Here is a 22,298-nt window from a genome sequence, read left to right as displayed (position 1 = left end):
AATTAAGTTAATCAATCGCTCCATTTTTAAGCAATTTCAGTATATAATTAAGAAAACTTAACAAATGGGGCTTATAATGACGAATGAAAATAGTGAAAATTCCGTTCCTGTTTCAGATCTTATATCAGCAAAACCTGTTTTTAGTTGTCAATTTGATGGTAAAGGTAAAGCCAATCCTTTAAGTAATGATTGCCAAGCGACGGTGCAAAAGCCATGTTGGATCCATCTGGATTTTGCTAAATCCGAAACGATTAAGTGGATTAATCAGACAAAATTGATTCCGGATTTAGTGAAAAATGAGTTAATTAAACCCAACCAAATATCGAAAGAAATTCGTTTTGATACGGGTATTTTAGTCGTATTAAAAGGTGTTAATTATACGCCAAATGAATTACCCGATCCGATTGTAACCTTCCGTTTTTACATTACCGATAATTTAATTGTTTCGACCCGACATCAACAAATCGATGCGATTTTCCAATTAAAAGATAATTTAGAAAAAGGAATAGGGCCTGTTGATGTTGCTGATTGGTTGATTCAAGTATCCGAACTCATTAGTGATCAAGTCAATTTATCGTTTGATAGTGTACATAACAAAATTGTTAAACTTGAAGACTTAGTATTAAATCAGCGAATTCTTTCACATAAAGAAATTGGTCGAGTACGTAAACAGTTGATCATTCTTCGTCGATTATTATCTCCGCAACGGGATATTTTTGTTAAAATTTCAACCGAAAGGATTTCTTGGATTGATGATAACGATCGCCAACGTCTACATGATATTTCTAATCAACAAAGCCACTATGTGTCAGATATCGATAGTTGTTTATTGCGTCTTGCCTCGATTATGGAGCAAATTAATAGCTTTTTGGCAGAATCGACCAATAAACGAATCTATTTAATGTCACTATTTACCATTATATTTACACCAATCACGTTTATAACCAGTTTACTTGGTGTCAATCTTGCCGGTATTCCTTTTAGTGAGCATCCTTGGTCTTTTGTTGGGTTAATCTTGATTCTTATTGTTATTTCTATTGTTTCTGCCATTTGGCTTAAGTTCAAAAAGTGGTGGTAAAAACCCGTTTTAAAATCACGACAACTAAAAAATGATAAAGCTGAATCTTGTAACATAATTAATCAATTAAATGATATTTTAAAAGCTTTAACATGCATTGTTGACGAGGTATTGGCAAAGTGATAAGTGTTGTGCTTTCAATCTTAGTTGATTTCAGCCTTGTGATAAGATTATAAATAATAACTGTCCTCTTTAGGGTATTAGGATTACTTAAACAGACTAAGCTTAGTCCTGTTCTTTTGATGCATTGTAAAGATTAGGTTATTTTTGTGTTTATTGTTGGGAATGATTTTCTGCAAATTATTGCGCTTGAATGGCGTTAAGACTTATGTAACAATTTTCAACCTTATTGAGCATTAATAACAGACTTAGCAGGATTGGAAATTTTAAAGGATAATATGATAATTTATGGAGCCTTACCGTATTTGGCCTATCACACTGGTTTTAAGATTGAATGGTACACGACAAAGCAAAAAAGTCGAAAAGAACAAGGTTTGATGTGTTTAGACAAACATATTTTAATTTGTTTTTATTGTCGCATTCTGCCTTGTAGGGATGCTGACAAGGCATTGTTATTGAAGATGTTAAATCATTTAAATTTTAGCGTTAAATCATCCTATCAAACTTATTTTGTTTCAAATTTATGATTAAGACTAATAATTATGCAATCTAATCAAACTTATCGTCTGTTTATTGCTGAAAAGCCCAGTTTAGCAAGGGCTATTGCCGATGTTTTGCCTAAACCACATCAAAAAGGAACGGGTTTTATCAAAGCCGCTAATGGCGATATTGTGAGTTGGTGTATCGGACATCTTTTAGAACAAGCCACCCCAGAAGTGTATGATGATCGCTTTAAAAAATGGGTGATCGATGATCTTCCTATTGTTCCGGAAAAATGGATTTTGATGCCAAAAGGGAGTACAAAAAGCCAATTTGATATTTTAGTCGAATTGATTAAATCTGCCGATCAGATTGTACATGCAGGCGATCCAGATCGAGAAGGGCAATTATTAGTCGATGAAGTTTTGAATTATTGTCAACTCACGCCCGATAAACGCAAAACAATTAAGCGTTGCTTGATTAGTGATTTAAATGCCAGTGCAGTTGAAAAATCGCTTGAACAATTACGCAGTAATCAAGATTTTATTCCGCTCTCTACGTCAGCGCTTGCAAGAGCCCGTGCTGATTGGTTGTATGGTATTAATATGAGTCGTCTGTGTACGCTGGTGGGGCAACGAGGCGGGTATCGAGGAGTGTTATCCATTGGACGGGTACAAACGCCTATTCTTGGTTTAGTGGTAAGGCGTGATTTAGATATTGAAAAGTTTGTTTCCAAACCGTTTTATGAAGTTTTTGCTGTACTTCAAACCCAGCATAATGAAATATTTAAGGCCAAGTGGCAACCTAGCGAAGCTTGTGCTCCCTATCAAGATGAAGAAGGACGAGTTTTAGTCAAAGCATTAGCCGAAAATGTTTGTCAAAGAATTAAAGATCAAACCGGTATTATTGAGAAAGTCAGTAACAAAAAGAAAGAAGTTGCACCACCTATGCCATTTAATTTATCCGCTCTTCAAATTGAGATGGCTAAAAAAAATGGATTAAGTGCACAAGATGTGCTTGATATTTGCCAGTCACTATATGAAAAGCATAAATTGATCACCTACCCGAGATCCGATTGCCGTTTTTTACCCGAAGAGCATCTTAACCAAATAATCAGTGTAAAATTAGCAATCGAAAATAATTGCCCGGATTTACAGCCTGCTATTGAAAACGCTGATTTTAGTCTGCGGACAAAAGCTTGGAACGATAAAAAAGTTGAAGCGCACCATGCCATCATTCCAACACAGCGCAAGGCTAAAATGGACAATTTAACGGATAATGAAAAATTAGTTTATCAGGTGATTGCAACCCAATATTTAGCACAATTTTATCCTTTATATAAATACGCTGAATTACAAATTGATGTTGATATTCAAGGTGGAAAATTTATTGCTAGAGCAACGCAAATGCTTGAAGCAGGCTGGAAAGCGTTGTTTGGAACGAAAACTTTACAAGCTGATCAATCCGAAGCGGATGCAGAGAGTAATGGATTGTTAACTAAATTAGTGAAAAAAGGGGAGGCAGTGCAGTGTATTGATGCTGAACTTATCAGTAAAGAAACACAACCCCCTAAACCTTTTAATGATGCAACTTTACTTTCCGCAATGACAGGTATTGCAAGATTTGTTAAAGATCCAGAGATTAAAAAAATATTGCGGGAAACCGATGGTTTAGGCACAGAAGCAACCCGAGCAGGAATAATAGAACTGTTATTTAAACGTCAATTTTTAACACGACAAGGCAAATCAATTCGTGCTACTCCAGTTGGACGTAAGTTAATTTTATCGTTACCAGATATTATGTCTATCCCCGATATGACTGCGCATTGGGAACGACAATTAGATGAAATCAGTAAAAAGGCGTTTTCTTACCAACAATTTATGAATCAGTTAAATCAATCATTGCTTGAACTTGTAGAGCAGCTTAAAAATGCCCGTTTAAATATACGTGCTTAGTTCCCATATAACTATTAAGGCGACGTAAAGCCCAGATTTGTCGCCTTATTTATTACCACAGCAGATAAAGCCTTCGAAATTGGGTTATGATTGATGCGATTCTTCTTTACTCATCATGGATTTTTCAAAACCAGGATTACTATTATTACTTTCTTGAATAATGCGAACTAGTTGGTCATTAGCACGCTTTAAAAAAGTGTCGTCTTTCAAAATCAATCGATAGGTATTAAGCCTTTTTAAAGGCGCTATGGCGAACTGAGTTGCAATCAATAAGATAATAAAAATGGTTATCGAGGCAATGATTATATTAATCATTGAATTTGATCTAAAAACGGTATCAAGATTCGATATCACCATAATAAAAGCGAGAATGAACCCAACACATAATAGGATGACTTCTTTAACTAAAAAAGGATTGACTGCCGTTATTTTATTTTGTCTGATACAAAAGTATTGGGTTAGTGAATTTAATTGTAATAAATTGATGATGTTTTTAATGTCAGCATTAATTAACGAAATTGCGATTCTTTCTTTATTCATGTCACCGGTTTGATAAAAACAGACCTTGTCCCAAAGAAGTTTACTTTTAATATTATTCAAGTAATCCTTTTGGTATTTTGGCTTAGGTGTCTTTTCTAAAATATCAGCATATATAATGATATTATCGAGGTATTGATTGGGTGATCTTTTTCGATTGAAAAACCATAAAAATGAAAGTGCGAAAATGATCACGAAATTTAACCAATTAGTGTCGAGTAATGTTATGAGTTCCACTTTCGTTTTCCTTGCGTTGAATAGTATTAGTTATTGTAAATGATATTAAGTTTTGTGTGTATTATTTATATACAAAAAACCATTTATTGGGGCGATAAGTGCTGTTTTTAAGCTGTTATGACCTTTTTAAAGGATTATTGGTTGACTTATTTTGGCTAAAGGCGTATAAATTGCCCGCCTTTGAGCTTTTCTTACTTTTTTAACTATTAGGTGGTTAAAAATGAGGGTTAAGAAAAGTTGAAATACAAAGTGTTGAGTTCAATTTTATAGGAGAACTATGGACGCTCAATCGGGTCACCCCATATATGGGGAGATGTATTCAAACACAAATCATTATCGGTTAATGAACCTGTCTAAATAATCATTTTTTCAGTTCACGCGCCGAAATTGATCGAACGGTAACGGTGAACGATATGCAATTTTTTACACGCTATCACACAAATTCAAAACATCATGGTGCGCACATCTTAATGTTGTGTTCATTACTTTTTTCAGAAAAACATTTAGAACCACCGAGTTGTATCTAATTCTTAATTAAATTATCTCGCTAAATTATTTTTTGCTCAGCCATCGCTTTGAGTGCGGTCATGCTGTGGCATTAAAGTCTTAGCTATTCAATTAGTTACTTTGCTTATTGTTATTTTTTAACAGTGAGTAGGCATATTTTTGTCTAAAAAATTATGAATATAGGTACATAAGATGACCAAAAACACTACAAAAATTCATTCACAAACAAGCTCAGATATTAAAGCAATTCATGAAGCTCAACATAGCTTAGATAGCATTTTATCTAAATTTCAATCGAGCTTGTCCGGTTTAACGCAAGAAAATGCAAAATCTAGATTAGAAGAGTATGGCAAAAACGAAGTAGCCCGCGAAAAAGTCCCTTCAGTGTTCATGCAATTATTAATGGCGTTTAATAATCCATTTATTTTTGTGTTACTTATTTTAGCGGTGGTTAGTTTTGTGACCGATTTCTGGTTACCTTTACAAAAGGGGGAAGAAACCGATCTAACCAGTATTATTATCATTTTAACCATGGTTTCATTAAGTGGTTTATTGCGTTTTTGGCAAGAGTTTCGATCTAATAAAGCCGCTGAAGCGCTCAAATCGATGATTCGAACAACGGCAACGGTATTAAGACGTCCGCATAAGGATATGAATCCTGAACATTTTGAAATTCCGTTAAGCGAGATTGTGCCTGGCGATATTGTCTTTTTATCGGCAGGGGATATGATTCCTGCGGATATCCGCTTAATTGAATCACGGGATCTTTTTGTCAGCCAAGCGGTACTGACAGGTGAGTCTATACCTGTTGAAAAATATGACACTTTAGGCGCCGTTTCACAAAAGACAACCGATGAAATTAATGCATCTGATATTGATAAAGATAATGTTCTTGATGTGAATAACGTCTGTTTTATGGGGACGAATGTGGTAAGTGGAACGGCTAAGGCAATTGTGGTTGCCACAGGTGCAGACACGCATTTTGGATCATTAGCTAAATCCATTGTTGGTTCCCGTGCTGAAACGTCATTCGATCGAGGTGTGAATAGTGTTAGTTGGTTACTGATCCGTTTTATGCTTATTATGGTGCCAATTGTTTTTGTGATAAATGGTATTTCAAAAGGGGATTGGGGCGATGCGGCTTTGTTTGCTTTGGCGGTAGCGGTTGGATTAACCCCTGAAATGTTGCCGATGATTGTCAGTGCTAACCTGGCTAAAGGTGCGGTTGGAATGGCAAAGCGTAAGGTTGTTGTGAAACGTCTTAATGCGATTCAAAATTTTGGTGCAATGGATATTTTATGTACCGACAAAACGGGTACATTGACACAAGATAAAATTATCCTTGAACATCATCTTGATAGTTATGGTCAAGTTGACCCAGCTGTATTAGAACTCGCTTGGTTAAACAGCTATTATCAAAGTGGTATGAAAAACCTAATGGACAAAGCCATTATCCGTTTCACTGAAGAGAAAACCAGTGTTAAAAAAGTCGGGGTTGGACTTTATAAAAAGATTGATGAATTGCCATTTGATTTTGTTCGTCGTCGTTTATCGGTTGTGGTGCAAAATGGTAATGATGATCATTTGATGATTTGCAAAGGTGCCGTTGAAGAGATGCTGTCTATTTCTCGTTATGTTTATCAAGACGGTGAATATTTGCCATTAGATGAAAAACGCAAACAAGAGTTAATCGAACTTGCTCATAACTACAATAAAGAAGGATTCCGAGTTTTAGCGGTGGGATTAAAAAATATTTCTGCTTCACAAACAAAAACGCAATACAGTGTCCAAGATGAGACTGACCTTGCAATTCGAGGGTTCTTAACGTTTTTAGATCCGCCAAAAGAGAGCGCATACGAAGCCATTTCTGCATTAAATGAACATGGTGTAGGGGTAAAAGTTTTAACTGGTGATAATGAAATTATTACCATAAAAGTGTGTCGTGAAGTGGGTCTAGAGCCAGGAACTCCCTTACTGGGTACCGAAATTGAAAAAATGGATGATGATGAACTCAAAGAACAAATTGAGCAACGTACTATTTTTGCTAAATTAACACCTTTACAAAAATCACGAATCATCCGTTTATTACAAGAAAATGGTCATACAGTGGGCTTTTTAGGCGATGGTATCAATGATGCGCCTGCATTACGTGACGCCGATGTTGGTATATCGGTGGATACTGCAACCGACATTGCGAAAGAATCAGCGGATATCATTTTGCTTGAAAAGAGTTTAATGGTGTTAGAAGAAGGGGTAATTTGCGGTCGAGAAACATTCGGTAATATTATGAAGTATTTGAATATGACTGCCAGTTCAAACTTTGGTAATATTTTTTCGGTGTTAGTTGCCAGTGCATTTTTACCTTTTTTACCTATGCTAGCAATTCATTTGTTGATCCAAAATTTATTGTATGATATTTCACAATTATCATTACCTTGGGATAAAATGGATGATGAGTTTTTACAAAAGCCTCGTAAATGGGATGCGCAAAATATCAAACGATTTATGATTTGGATTGGACCAACATCTTCTATTTTTGATATTACTACCTATGCGTTAATGTGGTTTGTGTTCAGTGCAAATAGTGTCGAAGTACAATCATTATTCCATTCTGGTTGGTTTATTGAAGGGTTACTTTCACAAACTTTAGTTGTGCATATGTTAAGAACACAAAAAATTCCATTTGTTCAAAGTACAGCAGCGTTTCCGGTCATTGTGATGACATTATTGATAATGATCGTAGGTATTTATATTCCATTTTCTCCAATAGGAAGTTTGATTGGTCTTGCTCCTTTACCTTGGTCATATTTCCCATGGTTAATTGCCACACTACTATCTTATTGTTTTGTTGCGCAGTTAATGAAACGAATTTATATAAAACGTTTTGGGCAATGGTTCTAAATTTGTTGGTAGCGCAAGTAGGCGATATGGAAGTCGCTTACTAAATAACCAAAATAATTGGTAATACCGTTAATTTATGCTAAAGTAACTACCATTATTGGAGATGGCGAGTATTTTATACAAAATACTTGATAAGGATATTGCTAGTCACTCTTTAAAAATTCCATACATTTTCGTGGTGTGATAACTATAACAAAAAGAGGAAATTAAAATATGAAAACTCCACATAAAAATATTATTGTATTGATTAAAAATCGTAAAAAAAGAACGACAAAAGAACAATTAAGCAAGTAAAAATTCGCTTTATTATTAAATTTTTTAGTTTTTGTTTTATCTGTTATCATCATAAACCCCTTGTTTGGGGTTTATTTATATTTATTGCTTTTTATAAAAGCACCTACATCAACATTGTTTTCACAACACTAATTTTTTGAATAAAGATTGACTAATACGCTATTGATGTTTTTTATCCCGTATTTATGCCTGATTTTTTAAGATTGTGTGTATTTCATCTTTAAGTTTAAGTTTCTGTTTTTTTAAGTTTTCGATAGTTTCGGATGTGTCGATTTCGATACCTGACTCAATGTTTTTAATTTTTTGATCCAAAGCATTATGTTGATCAAATAATTTTTGAAATCGTAAATCTGTATTTTTTAATTTTGAAATTAATTCTCGATATTCTGGAAACATATTGGCTCCTTATGTTGGCTAATGAATGGTTAAATCGTCGATATTGCATTCTTAGCTTACAATATTACTGATTGTTTTAATAGCAATTTAATGAGGATTTAATGTATGAGTGAATCTATCGTTATAGCCAAAAGCAATGGCAAGGATTTATCTATTATCAGCGCATTAGCCAATCGTCATGGTCTCATTTCTGGTGCAACAGGTACTGGTAAAACAGTGACGCTTCAAAAAATGGCAGAGAGTTTTTCTCATATAGGTGTACCGGTATTTTTGGCTGATGTTAAAGGGGATTTGACCGGTTTGGGTGAGAAAGGGATTTTAACAGATAAACTTAAAGCACGCCTAACAAGCATTGGGGTAACTGATTGGCAACCTGAAGCCTCGCCCATTGAATTGTGGGATGTGTTTGCAGAAAAAGGGATTCCGGTGCGAAGTACCGTTTCGGATATTGGTCCAATTTTATTAGCACGATTATTAAATCTTAATGATATTCAATCAGATGTATTACAACTGGTATTTAAAATTGCCGATGACAATAATCTTTTATTACTGGATTTTAAAGATTTACGAGCCTTAGTACAGTTAATTGGTGATAATGCAAAAAAATTTACGTCTGAATACGGCAATATTTCTTTATCATCGATTGGTGCCATACAACGCAGTTTATTATCGCTTGATCAAGAAGGGGCAGAATATTTTTTAGGTGAACCTATGCTTGATATTCAAGATTTAATGAAAACCGATGCCAACGGTCACGGTATGATTAATATTTTAGCTGCAGATAAATTATATAACTCACCTAAATTGTATTCTGTTTTTTTGTTGTGGTTGCTGTCAGAACTGTTTGAACATATGCCTGAAATTGGTGATCCTGATAAACCTAAATTAGTCTTCTTTTTTGATGAAGCGCATTTACTATTTAATGATATTACCCCCGCTTTATTACAGAAAATTGAGCAGGTAGTCAGACTGATTCGCTCTAAAGGCGTTGGTATCTATTTTGTTACTCAAAATCCTACCGATATCCCCGATACCGTTCTTGGTCAGCTTGGCAATCGTGTCCAACATGCGCTTAGGGCATTTACGCCTAAAGATCAAAAAGCAGTAAAAGCCGCGGCTCAAACTATGCGAGCTAATCCCAATTTAGATACCGAAAAAGTGATTATGGAATTAGCTGTCGGCGAAGCCTTAATTTCTTTTTTAGATGAGAAAGGGCGTCCTAATATGGTTGAGCGTGGTTTTGTTATTGCACCAAATTCTAAAATTGGTCCAATTACACCTGAAAAAATTCCTGAGATTATTAAACAATCGCTATTTTATGATAAATATGCTAAAACTGTCGATCGGCAATCAGCTTATGAGAAAATAAAAGCAGGTTTTTCATTGGATAATTCAGCTAACGTTCAATCAGCTGATGATGATAATTCAACAGAACCAACTGAAAAATCCAGTAGTGGTGGTTGGTTAGATATGCTAAGTTCTCTGTTTTTTGGTCATAAAGGCCCAAGAGGTGGTCAACAAGATGGCTTTGCGCAAAAAGTTGCTCGAAGCGCAACGCGACAAGTAGCCAATGAAATCGGTCGACGCATTACTCGTGGTATTTTAGGTGGATTTAAACGATAAATGCATTGGCTTATAATTTATCGTATTGAAACTTAATCTAATATAAACAGCAAAATAGGAGTGTTTGCAATGTTTAAATTGTTTGTGGAATGGTATAAAAGACGATTCAGTGATCCGCATGTGGTATCGTTGATAGTGGTTTTAGTCTTCCTGTTTTTAATTATTTATTTTTTTAATAAAATTCTTTTACCTGTTTTCATTGCAATCGTGCTTTCCTATTTGCTTGATACCCCAGTCAATTTTTTGTATCGAAAGGGCATTCCACGCACTTTTGCGGTTATCATTGTATTACTCATTTTTCTTCTTGTTGTTTTAGCATGTTTTATGATTCTGGTACCTTTAGTTTGGCAACAAAGTATTAGTTTGATAACCAATATTCCAAACATGCTCAATTTTGCTAATAAGTTTTTGACATCACTGCCGGAACACTACCCCGAACTGATTGATGTTGGATTATTTGATTCTATTATTCAAGGCATTACTAGCAGAGTCGTGCAAACTGGAAATTCGTTATTACAATTCTCTATTGTTTCCCTGTTTGGTCTTGTTTCAGTTGCAATTAATGCCGTGCTAGTCCCTATTATGATGTTTTTCTTTTTGAAAGATAAAGCAAAAATATGGGGATATTGTTCTCGTATTCTGCCTAAAAATCGAGGAGTGTTAAATAAAGTCGCCGCTGAAATGGATACGCAAATTGCTAACTATATTGTAGGCAATGTTTTGCATATTCTTATTCTTGGTATTAGCGTGTATATTCCATTTTGGTTTTTTGGTTTAGATTATGGATTATTATTGGCGGTAATTGTTGGGCTTTCGGTGTTGATTCCTTATATTGGGATTATTATTTCAAGTATTCCGGTTATTCTTATTGCTCTATTCCAATGGGGCATCAGTCCAGAATTTGGGTATTTGATTTTCTTTTATGTGCTTATTCAGGCTTTAGACGGTAATTTGTTAGTTCCTTGTCTTTTTTCCGAGAAATTGAATCTTCATCCATTAGTAATTATTTTAGCGGTGATTGTATTTGGTGGATTATGGGGATTTTGGGGAATATTTTTTGCTATCCCACTTGCCACTTTAGTCAAAGCAATTATTAATGCTTGGCCAAATCCGGATGAGATTAATAGTTTTGATAAAGTAAAAGCAGATTAGGTTAATCTGCTTTTAAGATGTCTATTTTGAGTGGTTTTTGAGGTAATCTAAAACCACTTCATGGTGATTACTGGTTTTGAAATCGTCAAAGACTTTTTCGATTTTTCCATCAGTCCCAATTAAGAAACTAATACGGTGAATGCCGTCATAGGTTTTTCCCATAAACTCTTTTTCACCCCATGTGCCAAAAGCTTCACATAATTCATGATTTTCATCAGAAAGCAACGTAAAGTTTAATAATTCTTTTTCTGAAAATCTTGATAACTTTTCTGGCTTATCTGTACTAATGCCAATGATTACCACATTGTATTTTTTGAGGTCATCAGCACAATCCCGTAAATTACAAGCTTGAACTGTACAGCCAGGTGTCATGGCTTTGGGATAGAAATAGATCAACATACGTTGACCTTTAAAGTCTTTAGAGCTTATTAGCTCTCCATCTTGGTCAGGCAACGAAAATTGAGGTGCTTTTTCACCTTCTTTAAGTGGATTAACCATAAATTAATTACCTATGTTAATAGTTTAATATTTTAATCGCTAATGGTATCAAAAACTTTGTGTCATCAATTTAACTTATCTTACTAAAAAAACGACTTGCTGCATCAATAGTATGATTGATTTCTTTATCTGTGTGCATAAGTGACATGAAACCTGCTTCAAAAGCTGACGGTGCAAAGTAAACACCTTCAGTGAGCATATGATGATAGAATTTTTTGAATAATTCAATATCACAATTCATTACATCTTGATAACTGCTTACTTCGGAAGCATTTGTAAAGAAAAATCCGAACATCGCACCCGCTTGATTGACCGCAAAAGGAACTTTATGCTGTCTGGCAGCGGATAAAAGTCCGTTTGTTAGCGTTTTAGTTTTCTCCTCTAATTCTTGATAAATACCTACGTCCATCAATTTGGTTAAGGTTGCATATCCGGCTGCCATGGCAACAGGATTACCCGAAAGCGTACCAGCTTGATAAATTGGTCCGGTTGGCGCTAATTGTTGCATGATATCTGCACGACCACCAAATGCGCCCACAGGCATTCCCCCTCCAATGATTTTACCTAAACAAGTCAAATCGGGGACAATGTCATAATAATCTTGCGCTCCACCTAGTGCTACCCTAAATCCTGTCATCACTTCATCAATAATTAACAATGCCCCATAGTCATCACAAAGCGCTCTTAATCCTTGTAAAAACGATTTTTTAGCCGGGATACAATTCATGTTGCCGGCAACGGGCTCAATAATAATCGCGGCAATTTCATTTGGATATTGTTCAAACTGTTTTTTAACTGATTCAAGATTGTTATAATCACATACTAAAGTATGCTTAACAAAATCATTAGGTACGCCGGGTGACGTCGGATGTCCAAAAGTAAGGGCTCCTGATCCTGCTTTTACCAATAGATAATCAGCATGGCCATGATAGCATCCTTCAAATTTAATGATTTTATCACGCCCGGTAAAACCCCGTGCCACGCGTATTGCACTCATGGTTGCTTCAGTACCTGAGTTGACCATGCGTAGCATCTCTATCGATGGCATAAGTTCAGTGACTAAATTGGCTACTTTAGTTTCAATTTCGGTCGGAGCACCAAAACTGAGTCCATTACGCACAGCGTGAATGACTGCGTCAGCTACGTCTGGATCATTGTGTCCAAGGATCATTGGACCCCATGAGCCTACATAATCGATATAGGCTTTTTCATCAACGTCATAAATATAAGCACCATTGGCACGCTCAATAAATAAGGGTATTCCACCCACGCCATTAAAAGCCCGTACTGGTGAATTTACGCCACCAGGTAAAACGGATAAAGCTTGATGAAAGAATATTTCGGATTTTAATGATTTTGTAAACATATGTTGTATTCTCATTGAAGAAATATGGTGGTATTTATTCATAGTTTCAAAATTATTTCAAGCAACTAAACAAAAATTTAAATAATAGAGTTTTTCATTTTGTAATTTCTTTTTTACACAGTATATAATAAGCAGATCAAGACAGTAGGAGAATAAAATGGGCAATGCTTTACCAATTAATTTTACTGATGCTGCAGCGAATAAAGTAAAAGCGTTAGTCACCGAAGAAGAAAACCCAAATCTTAAATTAAGGGTTTATATTACAGGTGGAGGATGTAGTGGATTTCAGTATGGGTTTACTTTTGACGAGAAAGTAAACGAAGATGATTTAGCCATAGAGAAAAATGGGGTATCGTTGGTTATCGATCCTATGAGTTTACAATACTTAGTTGGCGGTACCATTGATTATGTAGAAGGATTACAAGGCTCACGTTTTGTGGTTGATAATCCTAATGCAACAACGACTTGTGGTTGTGGTTCGTCATTTAGTGTTTAATCTTCAGACCCAAAAATTTTGGGTCTGCGTTCTAAGCAATAATTCATTTTAGAGTTGTTAATATCATAGATAAAAGTTACTCCAATAACATTTCCTTACCAAACTAATCTTGTCACTAAAAAGTTTAATTATAGCGCTATTTTTTGAGCATACTTCGCCGTTAGCTACTGATCTATTAAACAGTATGGATGATTATATTATTTTTGTTCAAGCAGTGGATCTGGCTTATCTAAAAAATTGAATTTTATTAAACAACTAAAACATCTTTAATTAAATGATTGATAAAGTTTTTTAGTAAAATGTTGATATAAGTTAGGAATAACATGCTTACAAAGGTGCCGTTAAGACAGTGATAAAATAAGTCGATGAAAGAAGGATAAAGAGAGATAGATGTGGTGCCCGGGGCGAGACTTGAACTCGCACGGCCAAAAAGGCCGAGGGATTTTAAATCCCTTGTGTCTACCGATTTCACCACCCGGGCTCAAAACGATTCGTTAAAAATAAATGCGTTTCGAATGCAGTGCATTTTACCCATCTTAATTTCTACGTCAATAGAAATTTAAAAAAAATTGATTAACCGCTCAATGTTTATCATATTTCTGTTTTATTTTAGTCTGTTTCTCTATAACCTTATCGTTGCGTTATAGAATTATTCTGTAAAAGTTGGTCTTGATTAATTCCTTATTAGGAATCTAATTTATTGGTGATCCATTTAACTAATTTCATTTTCCTTTCTCTTGAACAATAGACCCAATAACCTTTTATCACTGAGGGTATGGTTAATTTTATCAGCCATCTGTCATCTTTTTCGATATCATTAGGAAGAACAATGTCCCGTAACACAATATCGATGTCTGAATTAAGTTTTTTTACAATCCAGTCTGATAACGTCATATTGGCTTTTTTGGCTAATTTTTTCCATTTTATAAATTTTTTTTTCTGAGTATGAAAACAAAAACTTATTTGTTTAGTGTTTGAATCAGTAAACATATTTCTTTCCTGTTAAAACTTTATTAATTTTAAGATTTTAACCTTTATTCCTTAATAGATTAACGCATACTAGGTTAAGATTTTATTTTTGAGATTATTTTTTTGATTTTAATGGCATTAAATTGATGCTTAAATAACAACAATTACTTGTCATTTGACTGGGTTCGGTTAACTTGAGGAACAACCAAGGATATTTACTCCATTAACATTTGATGTCATCTATTATGGTTTGTATTTATAACAAACTGCTTACCCGTCTAAGTATATTGTAGTTCACCTTTTTTATAATGACATGAATATCAATTAATATTTAATCAATAATTATGCATGATTAAAATAATCGGTTTAGCATTATTTCTGATTTTAATCACTTAATCAAATTTATTTTGGCGATTAATATTTGATATTTCTTACATGTAACCTATTGAATTAAGTTAAAATAAGTAAATAATTTTAATTTTTTATTTAAGAAATGAATGGAAAAGCAAATTTTCGATCTGGCTTGAAAACCGATTTTTATCGAAATCATCAGACAATATCCTAACTAGGCTTAGGATGAGCGAAGCGTTTCTAGTATTCCTTAATTGTAATTATCAAACTGTCTATCTTTTAAGTGGTATAACAATATGAATTCTGACTCTTAGTTTCAATATAAGTTCAAATTTTTCATGTTTATTAAAAAATTAAATTGGTAAATTCACTTTTCTTTTTTATTTTAAACATGTATTTTATATACCTGTTTTAGTAAGAGGAAAGAAAACAGGAGTAATGATGTTTTGTATTCAGTGTGAGCAAACAATAATAAAATCAAATGAAAAAGGGTGTAGTTATTCTAAAGGAATGTGTGGTAAAACAGCAGAAGTTTCTGATCTTCAAGATGTTTTAGTCGCCAGTTTGCAAAAGGTTTCATTTTGGGCGGCCATTTGTCGTAGACATGACATTGTGGACAGACAAATCGATAGATGGTGTGCACAAACATTTTTCTCAACGTTAACTAATGTGAATTTTGATGCAGACAGAATGTTGGCGTATCTTGCAGAAGCCGATATCTATTCTCAAAAATTAGAACAGCTAGCCAAAGTTGCTGTACTACAATTTAATGAACATTTACCTGCGTTAACCTATGTAGCCCAATTAAATTTTCCTAAAACTAAGCAAGAATTATTGGATTTTTCTTCTTTAGTGATGTTAAAGCACGATCAAGATAAAGTCGGAAAGGATGTCATTGGACTGCGCTTATTAGCACTATATGGATTGAAAGGGGCAGCTGCTTATATGGAACACGCTGCTGTTTTGGGGCAATTTAATCAAGATATTTACACCGAATATCATGAAATGATGAGTTTTCTTGGCGATAATCCTTCTGACATTAATAAATTATTTCAATTATCCATGCAAATAGGACGATTGAATTATAAAGTAATGGGAATGCTTGATGCCGGCGCTACCAATACATTTGGCGATCCTATCCCGACTAAAGTCAATACTAGACCTGTTGCAGGTAAATGTATCCTTGTCTCTGGTCACGATTTTCATGATTTGCGTTTGATATTAGAACAGACTCAAGATAAAGGCATTAATGTGTATACACACGGCGAAATGTTACCGGCTCATGCTTATCCTGAATTAAAAAAATATTCACATTTAGTTGGAAACTACGGTACAGCTTGGCAAAATCAACAGACTGAATTTGCTAATTTTCCTGGCGCTATCGTCATGACGTCTAACTGTATTATTAATCCTTTTACTAAAGGCTATGCAGAGCGTATCTTTACCCGAAGTATGGTTGGCTGGCCAGGTGTCACTCATATTGAAACAGATGATTTTAGTCCCGTTATTGAGTGTGCATTGAACCAACCCGGATTTGATTATACGGAATTAGAGCATTTTATTACTGTCGGCTTTGCCCGTAATACTTTATTAAATGTAGCACCAACGGTTGTCGAACAAGTTAAAGCAGGTAATATTAAGCATTTCTTTTTAATTGGTGGATGTGACGGCAGTAAAAGTGAACGGCATTATTATACCGAAATGGCAAATCAAGTTCCTAAAGATAGTGTTATTTTAACTTTAGGTTGTGGTAAATATCGGTTTAATATGCAAAATTTCGGCAATATCAACGGCATTCCTCGATTAATTGATATTGGACAATGTAATGATGCTTATTCCGCAGTGCAATTAGCATTGGCGTTGGTTGAAGCTTTTGGATGTGGCGTGAATGAATTACCATTGACTTTGGTTTTATCATGGTTTGAACAGAAAGCTATAGTTATATTATTGACATTATTGTCGCTAGGTATCAAAGGAATTTATGCAGGGCCTTCAATGCCTGAATTTTTAACCGATAATATATTGAATATTTTACAAGATAAATTTGATCTTCGTATGACTTCTCAAGCCAGTAAAGATCTAAATCAAATACTAAATTATTGTGCAGCATAACAAAACTTAAACTGATTGTTATCCTCATGTTGTTGATGAGGATAACACCATGATAATTTAGTTTTTTAACTTGGTAATAAAAATTCAATTAGTCATAAAAAGAGGGTTAATTTAATCATTGATATTGCCTATAATGTGAGATGATAAGTTTTTTAAGTAGATAGGAAAAATCAGTGCAATTATCAAGTTTTACCGATTACAGTATACGTGTGCTTCTTTATTTATCCACGGTAGATGGTGATCAGCTAGTCAGTATCGCAGATATTAGTCATTATTTTAAAATTTCTAAAAATCATTTGGTTAAAGTCGTTTATAATTTAAGTAAATTAGGTTATGTCGAGACCAAGCAAGGAAAAAATGGTGGCATTAAATTAAAAATAGAAAAAAAACTGATTAATATTGGTACTGTGGTTAGACAAATAGAACCGCTAAATCTTCTTAATTGCAGTTTATCATTTTGTCATATCAGTCCTGCTTGTCGTTTAAAATACTATCTGTCGGATGCTAAAGAAGCATTTTTGAAAGAGCTTGAAAAGTATACGATAGAAGATATTATGGATCCCAATGTGCAATTAAATAACTTTAACTAACAAGTTTAATTAGCTAAAGTTAATTTAATTAGGTGGTTATTTTTTTAAGTGGGTTTTAAGCTGACTTATCTTCAGTTTTATCATATGGGTAGATGATGAGTTTATTATCAAACCATTCTGCACAAAAAATGTCTTCGACTTTTTCATATCCTTGTTTATGGATTTCCTGCATGAGCCAATCTTCATCTTTTTTGAGTTGTTCAAGATTATCTTGACTAATACAGCCATTTTCGATGATCAGTTCAGCAATATCTTTTTCACCTTTCTTAATAATGGTTAGCGAACCATTTAATTCATACCAAACTTGTTTTAATTGACTAAATGAGGATATTCCTTGTATGTTCACTAAAGTTTCAAAATCACGTACAGGCAAGTTTGCCTTGGCAAAATTATCTGTTAATAATTTTCCGTTTTTAACTAACTGAATTGCTTCACCGTCAATCGCATCTCTTAATCGAGAATTTTTTGATTTAATAAAGCGAATTAAAATTAATAACGCTGCCCAAATTGCGACAAGACCAGCGGCTTCCCAAGCTGAAACGGTTGGACTGAGTAAAGCTCCCCCGACTAACGCACCGATTACCATACTACCAACCTGATCTAACTGAGACATCGGGGCAATTTGACTTTTACCCGATAGTTTCACGTAAATAAGTAAAATGATGAGTGCAAGTAAAAATTTCGGTGCCATTTGTAGTAAATACATTTCCAACCTCCAAATTAAAAAGTTATTTTAAGTGGCATTGATCCATGCCTTTTTAGAGAAATAAAAAATTAAATTTAAAATGGTCGAGATTAAATTTAGTGAGTTCTAATTTATGAAGAATTTTTGTTAAAAACGTGTTTTTTCTTGAAATGCAGGTTTTATTATATCTGATTTTTGAAAAATTAATGAGAAAATTATTGTCAGTTGGATTGTAAATTAATCAAATCTAAACTTGATTTTTTACTGATAGACGTTTATATATAATAGTGATAAGTAATGTGCTTATCACTAACCTACAACATACGAGGAGCTAATAATGGTACAAAAATTTGCTTCATACGGTAGTGATGTTTCAGCTGGCACTTATAAGTGTGCTGATTGCGGTTATACTTTTTCCAATCAAAGTAAAAAATCCTTGCCACCATGTCCGGATCATAACAAAAAACCACATATCAAAAATGGTTGGTATATTGTTTCAGGACAGGGCGATTCAGTAAAAGATCCTCATCCAGATAAAAAAAAGTAGACGACCATTGCTAAAATACATTCGCTATCTATGTGTTTTGGTTATGAATAGTATAAAAAAAGGAGCGTTGCTTGTTTTTCTACTTATGAAAGCTGCATGATGAAATCAGTAACGCTCTAATCATGATTTAATCCTTATCTTTATATGTAAGCTGATCTAAAAAAAGTGATTAACTTAAAGGTGTTAATAAGCGCAAAACGTGTTATCTTTTATAAGATAACGATTTTATTAAATCGAAATAGTTGCGGATTTTCAGTTTTCAACATCACAATGAATTTTATAATTAGGCAATAAACAAAATATTAACGTAGTTGACTGTCTTTGCTGCCTCGACGATTATATAAAATCGCCGCTTTAGCAGACTGTTTATCCAGTTCTTGTTGGCAGTTTAAACAATATTGTACGCCAGGTAATGCAAGCTTTCGTGCTTTTGGAATAGGATCACCGCATTCAATGCAGAAATCAGCACTTTGAGCACCTTGTTTAAGTTGGCGTCTAGCATTTTCGATAGCATCTGCAATGGTGCTTTCAATTTGTTGATTAACGGCATCGTCAGATGCCCAACCACTAGCCATATTCGATCCTCCTAAAACTGAGATGGTTAGCTTGTTAAATGGTGATTTTTTAAGCTTTTTCAAGGGGTGTCTTTTAAAATCATTTTTATTGGAGATTATTATGCAACAATATGAGCAAGCAACATTCGCCGGCGGTTGTTTTTGGTGTATGGTCAAACCGTTCGATCAATACGAAGGTGTTATTAGTGTGGTGTCGGGTTATACGGGTGGGCATGTAGTAAACCCTACCTATGAACAAGTATGTCAAGGTGATACCGGACATACTGAAGCCGTTCAAATTACGTTTGATCCAAAGAAAATTAGTTATAAAAAGTTATTAGATATTTTTTGGCAACAAATTGATCCTACGGATCAACATGGTCAGTTTGCTGATCGAGGAGATTCTTACCGTCCGGTTATTTTTTATCATAATCAATTCCAACATAATTTAGCACTAGAATCGAAAAAAGAGTTAGAGGCAAGTGGTCGTTTTACTCACCCGATTCAAGTCGCTATTGAACCCGCTGTCGCTTTTTATCCAGCTGAAGAGTATCATCAAGACTTTTATAAAAAACAGTCACAACATTACAATCGTTATTATCAATTGTCCGGGCGTTCGTCATTTTTGTCACAGCATTGGCAAGATAAATCTAAACCTAAAAGTGAGTAAGTTATGCAAGATTACCCTCAGTATCGAAGTCAACAAAAATTAATACATTGGCTATCAGCAGTGTTAGTGATATTAGCGTTTTTGCTGATTATGTTTAAAATCATTCTATCTCATTTTTTGGGAGGGATGCCGAATATCTATTTGTTACATAAATCAATTGGTGTTTTAGTCTTCATTGTAACAATATGGCGTATTAAAGTAATTATCCAATATGGTATCCCTGATGTTTTAGATAAACATCAAAGATTACAGCGAATTTTATCAAAATCTACCCAAGGCTTTATCTATATTTTTCTGTTAATTGTTCCGTTATCTGGGTATTTGATGAGTAGTCGCCCGCTCAATGTTTTTGGTCTTGTTTCCATTCCTGCTATCGATATGCCAAATGAGTTTTATCTGTTTTTCCATAGCACACATTTAATCAGTTCATATTTGTTAGCCGTATTAATTTTGGTACATATTCTCGGGGCTTTATATCATTACTTTTGGCTTAAAGATAAAGTTTTACAATCGATGTTGGCAAAATAGTTAGCTTTAAAAGCTGTTTTGCTAATTAAGTTCTTCAATATTAGCTATTAGGTGACTTATGAATAAACTTACGAAAGACCAAGCCATTTCTAAATTAACCGCTATGCAATATCATGTGACGCAACAAAATGGCACAGAACCACCGTTTGAAAATGAGTTTAATGATAATCATGAAGAAGGATTATATGTCGATATTGTATCCGGTGAACCTTTATTTACTTCTTACGATAAATTTGATTCTGGATGTGGTTGGCCAAGTTTTTCTCGTCCTGTTAATGATCATCATATTCTTGAAAAAGCAGATAACAGTTATGGTATGCATAGAACCGAAGTCCGATCCGTAAAAGGGGATTCTCACCTTGGGCATGTTTTTAATGATGGGCCTAAAGCGTTAGGTGGATTGCGTTATTGTATTAATTCTGCTGCTTTACGTTTTATTCCGGTTAATAAACTGGTCGAAGAGGGGTATGGGGAATATTTATCTCTTTTTGAAAAACATAAATCTTGATTTCCTATCATTCATTTATTGAATGATAGGCGTTAAATGGTAAATAATAAGATCAACAAACATTAAGGGTATGTTGGTTTAATTTCTTCTTTTAAATAGTGCATAACTTATCAGTAAAAAAACAAAACTGGTTATTAACGATCCTATGATTGGATAGATACCAATAACGATACTCATTTGAGCAAATAAGTTATCGGCTATATAGAAAATAAACCCAAAACTAATGCCGATGATGACCCTAACACCCGTTGACACACTTCGCAGTGGGCCAAATATAAACGATAGGGCAAGTAACATCATGACAGCAACAGAGACCGGTTTTATGATTTTTTTCCAGAAAAGTAAATCATAATATCTCGTATCTTGTCCCGAGTTGTGCAGATATTGTGAATATTTATAAAGTCCTGTAGCAGACAGCGAATCAGGATCAAAAGCAACAATGTTCAATTTATCCGGTGTGATGTTAGTTTCCCATTTCATGGACATCAGATTTGTCCCATTTACTTTAACCGGATCACTAAAGTCATTTCTTTCAACTTGCGTTAATGTCCATTCATTTTTTTTAAATATGCCATAATCAGCATGGGTTATAGACAATAATTGATTATTATCTGTCGCATAAATTGAAATATCGTTAATGGAATTATCGTCATTAACACGACCAATATAGATATAATTGTTTCCATCTTTTGCCCATAAACTACCTTGTTCAGCTAATAACGAATTGCCATATATTTTTACAGAACGCATATTACGGGCAGTTTGCTCACACTCAGGGGCTACCCATTCACCGATTGCCATAGTAATAATCACTAATGGTATAGCCGTTTTCATAACGGCTTTTGCAATTTTAAAACGGCTAAAACCAGACGTTTCCATAACGATAAGCTCGCTTCGAGATGCCAGTAACCCTAATCCAATTAAAGCGCCTAACAATGCTGCCATTGGAAAAAAAGTTTCCAGATCTTTAGGTGTCATTAAGGCCGTATATATACCAACTGAAAAAGCATCATAATCACCTTTTATTCTTCTGAGTTGGTCTATAAAACGAATAATCCCTGACAAGCTAATAAGTAAAAACAGGCTCAGACCTATTGAGCTTAAAATTGTTCTACCAATGTAGCGATCTAAAATCGAAAACACA

At 34.3% G+C, this 22,298-nt stretch carries 21 protein-coding genes and 1 tRNA gene; 13 read left to right on the top strand and 9 right to left on the bottom strand.

Annotated elements, in window-relative coordinates:
• The first annotated feature begins 76 nt into the window (after positions 1 to 76).
• From zntB to J3U14_RS02455, 3 genes are all read left to right on the top strand, one after another.
• Positions 77 to 1,078, top strand: coding sequence for a zinc transporter ZntB (gene zntB, locus J3U14_RS02460; RefSeq protein WP_065558201.1), 1,002 nt, complete (start codon positions 77 to 79; stop codon positions 1,076 to 1,078).
• 377 nt (positions 1,079 to 1,455) lie between these two features.
• Positions 1,456 to 1,725: a GNAT family N-acetyltransferase gene (locus J3U14_RS11710; RefSeq protein ID WP_411589717.1), complete on the top strand. Its 270-nt coding sequence runs from the start codon at positions 1,456 to 1,458 to the stop codon at positions 1,723 to 1,725.
• Positions 1,726 to 1,740: 15 nt separating this feature from the next.
• A complete protein-coding gene (locus J3U14_RS02455) occupies positions 1,741 to 3,633 on the top strand; it encodes a DNA topoisomerase III (protein WP_267350765.1) in 1,893 nt (630 codons plus the stop codon).
• An 84-nt stretch (positions 3,634 to 3,717) separates the two neighbouring features.
• Here the strand turns inward: J3U14_RS02455 and J3U14_RS02450 are convergent, their stop codons facing one another.
• Entirely contained in the window at positions 3,718 to 4,407 is a 690-nt protein-coding gene (locus J3U14_RS02450; protein WP_267350766.1) for a hypothetical protein, read from the bottom strand.
• 699 nt (positions 4,408 to 5,106) lie between these two features.
• Here J3U14_RS02450 and mgtA point away from each other — a divergent pair.
• On the top strand, positions 5,107 to 7,815 hold the full coding sequence (gene mgtA / locus J3U14_RS02445; protein ID WP_267350767.1) for a magnesium-translocating P-type ATPase: 2,709 nt from the start codon (positions 5,107 to 5,109) through the stop codon (positions 7,813 to 7,815).
• Positions 7,816 to 8,292: 477 nt separating this feature from the next.
• Here the strand turns inward: mgtA and J3U14_RS02440 are convergent, their stop codons facing one another.
• On the bottom strand, positions 8,293 to 8,505 hold the full coding sequence (locus tag J3U14_RS02440; RefSeq protein ID WP_065558206.1) for a YdcH family protein: 213 nt from the start codon (positions 8,503 to 8,505) through the stop codon (positions 8,293 to 8,295).
• Positions 8,506 to 8,610: 105 nt separating this feature from the next.
• On the opposite strand from J3U14_RS02440, the gene J3U14_RS02435 reads away from it, so the two are divergent.
• A complete protein-coding gene (locus tag J3U14_RS02435; RefSeq protein ID WP_267350768.1) occupies positions 8,611 to 10,128 on the top strand; it encodes a helicase HerA-like C-terminal domain-containing protein in 1,518 nt (505 codons plus the stop codon).
• Positions 10,129 to 10,197: 69 nt separating this feature from the next.
• Positions 10,198 to 11,280 carry an AI-2E family transporter gene (locus tag J3U14_RS02430; RefSeq protein ID WP_267350769.1) on the top strand — a complete coding sequence of 361 codons (1,083 nt, stop codon included), beginning with the start codon at positions 10,198 to 10,200 and terminating at the stop codon, positions 11,278 to 11,280.
• A 21-nt stretch (positions 11,281 to 11,301) separates the two neighbouring features.
• Here the strand turns inward: J3U14_RS02430 and bcp are convergent, their stop codons facing one another.
• Both bcp and hemL read right to left on the bottom strand, forming a co-directional pair.
• The gene (bcp, locus tag J3U14_RS02425; RefSeq protein ID WP_065558209.1) at positions 11,302 to 11,778 is read right to left on the bottom strand and encodes a thioredoxin-dependent thiol peroxidase; all 477 of its coding nucleotides are present in this window, start codon (positions 11,776 to 11,778) and stop codon (positions 11,302 to 11,304) included.
• 70 nt (positions 11,779 to 11,848) lie between these two features.
• Positions 11,849 to 13,144 carry a glutamate-1-semialdehyde 2,1-aminomutase gene (hemL, locus tag J3U14_RS02420; RefSeq protein WP_267350770.1) on the bottom strand — a complete coding sequence of 432 codons (1,296 nt, stop codon included), beginning with the start codon at positions 13,142 to 13,144 and terminating at the stop codon, positions 11,849 to 11,851.
• A gap of 157 nt (positions 13,145 to 13,301) precedes the next feature.
• Between hemL and erpA the strand changes: the two genes are divergently transcribed.
• Positions 13,302 to 13,640, top strand: coding sequence for an iron-sulfur cluster insertion protein ErpA (gene erpA, locus J3U14_RS02415; protein ID WP_065558211.1), 339 nt, complete (start codon positions 13,302 to 13,304; stop codon positions 13,638 to 13,640).
• 393 nt (positions 13,641 to 14,033) lie between these two features.
• On the opposite strand, the gene J3U14_RS02410 is transcribed toward erpA, so the two are convergent.
• Together J3U14_RS02410 and J3U14_RS02405 are read right to left on the bottom strand one after the other, a co-directional pair.
• Positions 14,034 to 14,121, bottom strand: a tRNA-Leu gene (locus J3U14_RS02410).
• Between the two features lie 203 nt (positions 14,122 to 14,324).
• A complete protein-coding gene (locus J3U14_RS02405; RefSeq protein ID WP_065558212.1) occupies positions 14,325 to 14,630 on the bottom strand; it encodes a hypothetical protein in 306 nt (101 codons plus the stop codon).
• Between the two features lie 771 nt (positions 14,631 to 15,401).
• On the opposite strand from J3U14_RS02405, the gene hcp reads away from it, so the two are divergent.
• Both hcp and J3U14_RS02395 read left to right on the top strand, forming a co-directional pair.
• Positions 15,402 to 17,072 (top strand): hydroxylamine reductase, encoded by a 1,671-nt coding sequence (gene hcp / locus J3U14_RS02400; protein ID WP_267350771.1) that lies wholly within the window; start codon positions 15,402 to 15,404, stop codon positions 17,070 to 17,072.
• A 173-nt stretch (positions 17,073 to 17,245) separates the two neighbouring features.
• Positions 17,246 to 17,662, top strand: coding sequence for an Rrf2 family transcriptional regulator (locus tag J3U14_RS02395; protein ID WP_267350772.1), 417 nt, complete (start codon positions 17,246 to 17,248; stop codon positions 17,660 to 17,662).
• 55 nt (positions 17,663 to 17,717) lie between these two features.
• Here the strand turns inward: J3U14_RS02395 and J3U14_RS02390 are convergent, their stop codons facing one another.
• On the bottom strand, positions 17,718 to 18,368 hold the full coding sequence (locus J3U14_RS02390; RefSeq protein WP_081298988.1) for a DUF421 domain-containing protein: 651 nt from the start codon (positions 18,366 to 18,368) through the stop codon (positions 17,718 to 17,720).
• Between the two features lie 316 nt (positions 18,369 to 18,684).
• Here J3U14_RS02390 and J3U14_RS02385 point away from each other — a divergent pair, with 316 nt between their 5' ends.
• Positions 18,685 to 18,894 (top strand): hypothetical protein, encoded by a 210-nt coding sequence (locus tag J3U14_RS02385; RefSeq protein WP_065558216.1) that lies wholly within the window; start codon positions 18,685 to 18,687, stop codon positions 18,892 to 18,894.
• A gap of 302 nt (positions 18,895 to 19,196) precedes the next feature.
• On the opposite strand, the gene J3U14_RS02380 is transcribed toward J3U14_RS02385, so the two are convergent.
• Complete coding sequence (locus J3U14_RS02380; protein WP_065558217.1) at positions 19,197 to 19,469, bottom strand: DksA/TraR family C4-type zinc finger protein; 273 nt, start codon at positions 19,467 to 19,469, stop codon at positions 19,197 to 19,199.
• Positions 19,470 to 19,569: 100 nt separating this feature from the next.
• On the opposite strand from J3U14_RS02380, the gene msrA reads away from it, so the two are divergent.
• Genes msrA through msrB form a run of 3 tightly spaced genes read left to right on the top strand, consistent with a single transcriptional unit; the run spans position 19,570 to position 21,154 of the window.
• Positions 19,570 to 20,118 (top strand): peptide-methionine (S)-S-oxide reductase MsrA, encoded by a 549-nt coding sequence (gene msrA / locus J3U14_RS02375; RefSeq protein ID WP_267350773.1) that lies wholly within the window; start codon positions 19,570 to 19,572, stop codon positions 20,116 to 20,118.
• Between the two features lie 3 nt (positions 20,119 to 20,121).
• Positions 20,122 to 20,646 carry a cytochrome b gene (locus tag J3U14_RS02370; protein ID WP_267350774.1) on the top strand — a complete coding sequence of 175 codons (525 nt, stop codon included), beginning with the start codon at positions 20,122 to 20,124 and terminating at the stop codon, positions 20,644 to 20,646.
• A gap of 58 nt (positions 20,647 to 20,704) precedes the next feature.
• On the top strand, positions 20,705 to 21,154 hold the full coding sequence (msrB, locus tag J3U14_RS02365) for a peptide-methionine (R)-S-oxide reductase MsrB (RefSeq protein ID WP_267350775.1): 450 nt from the start codon (positions 20,705 to 20,707) through the stop codon (positions 21,152 to 21,154).
• Positions 21,155 to 21,232: 78 nt separating this feature from the next.
• On the opposite strand, the gene lptG is transcribed toward msrB, so the two are convergent.
• Positions 21,233 to 22,297 (bottom strand): LPS export ABC transporter permease LptG, encoded by a 1,065-nt coding sequence (lptG, locus tag J3U14_RS02360; protein ID WP_267350776.1) that lies wholly within the window; start codon positions 22,295 to 22,297, stop codon positions 21,233 to 21,235.
• Between the last annotated feature and the right edge of the window lies 1 nt (position 22,298).

It is taken from the genome of Gilliamella sp. B3801 (assembly GCF_026536645.1).
Lineage (GTDB): Bacteria > Pseudomonadota > Gammaproteobacteria > Enterobacterales > Orbaceae > Gilliamella > Gilliamella apicola_I.
Note: the sequence above shows the minus strand (reverse complement) of the source record. Positions and strands in the feature narration are given on the sequence as shown.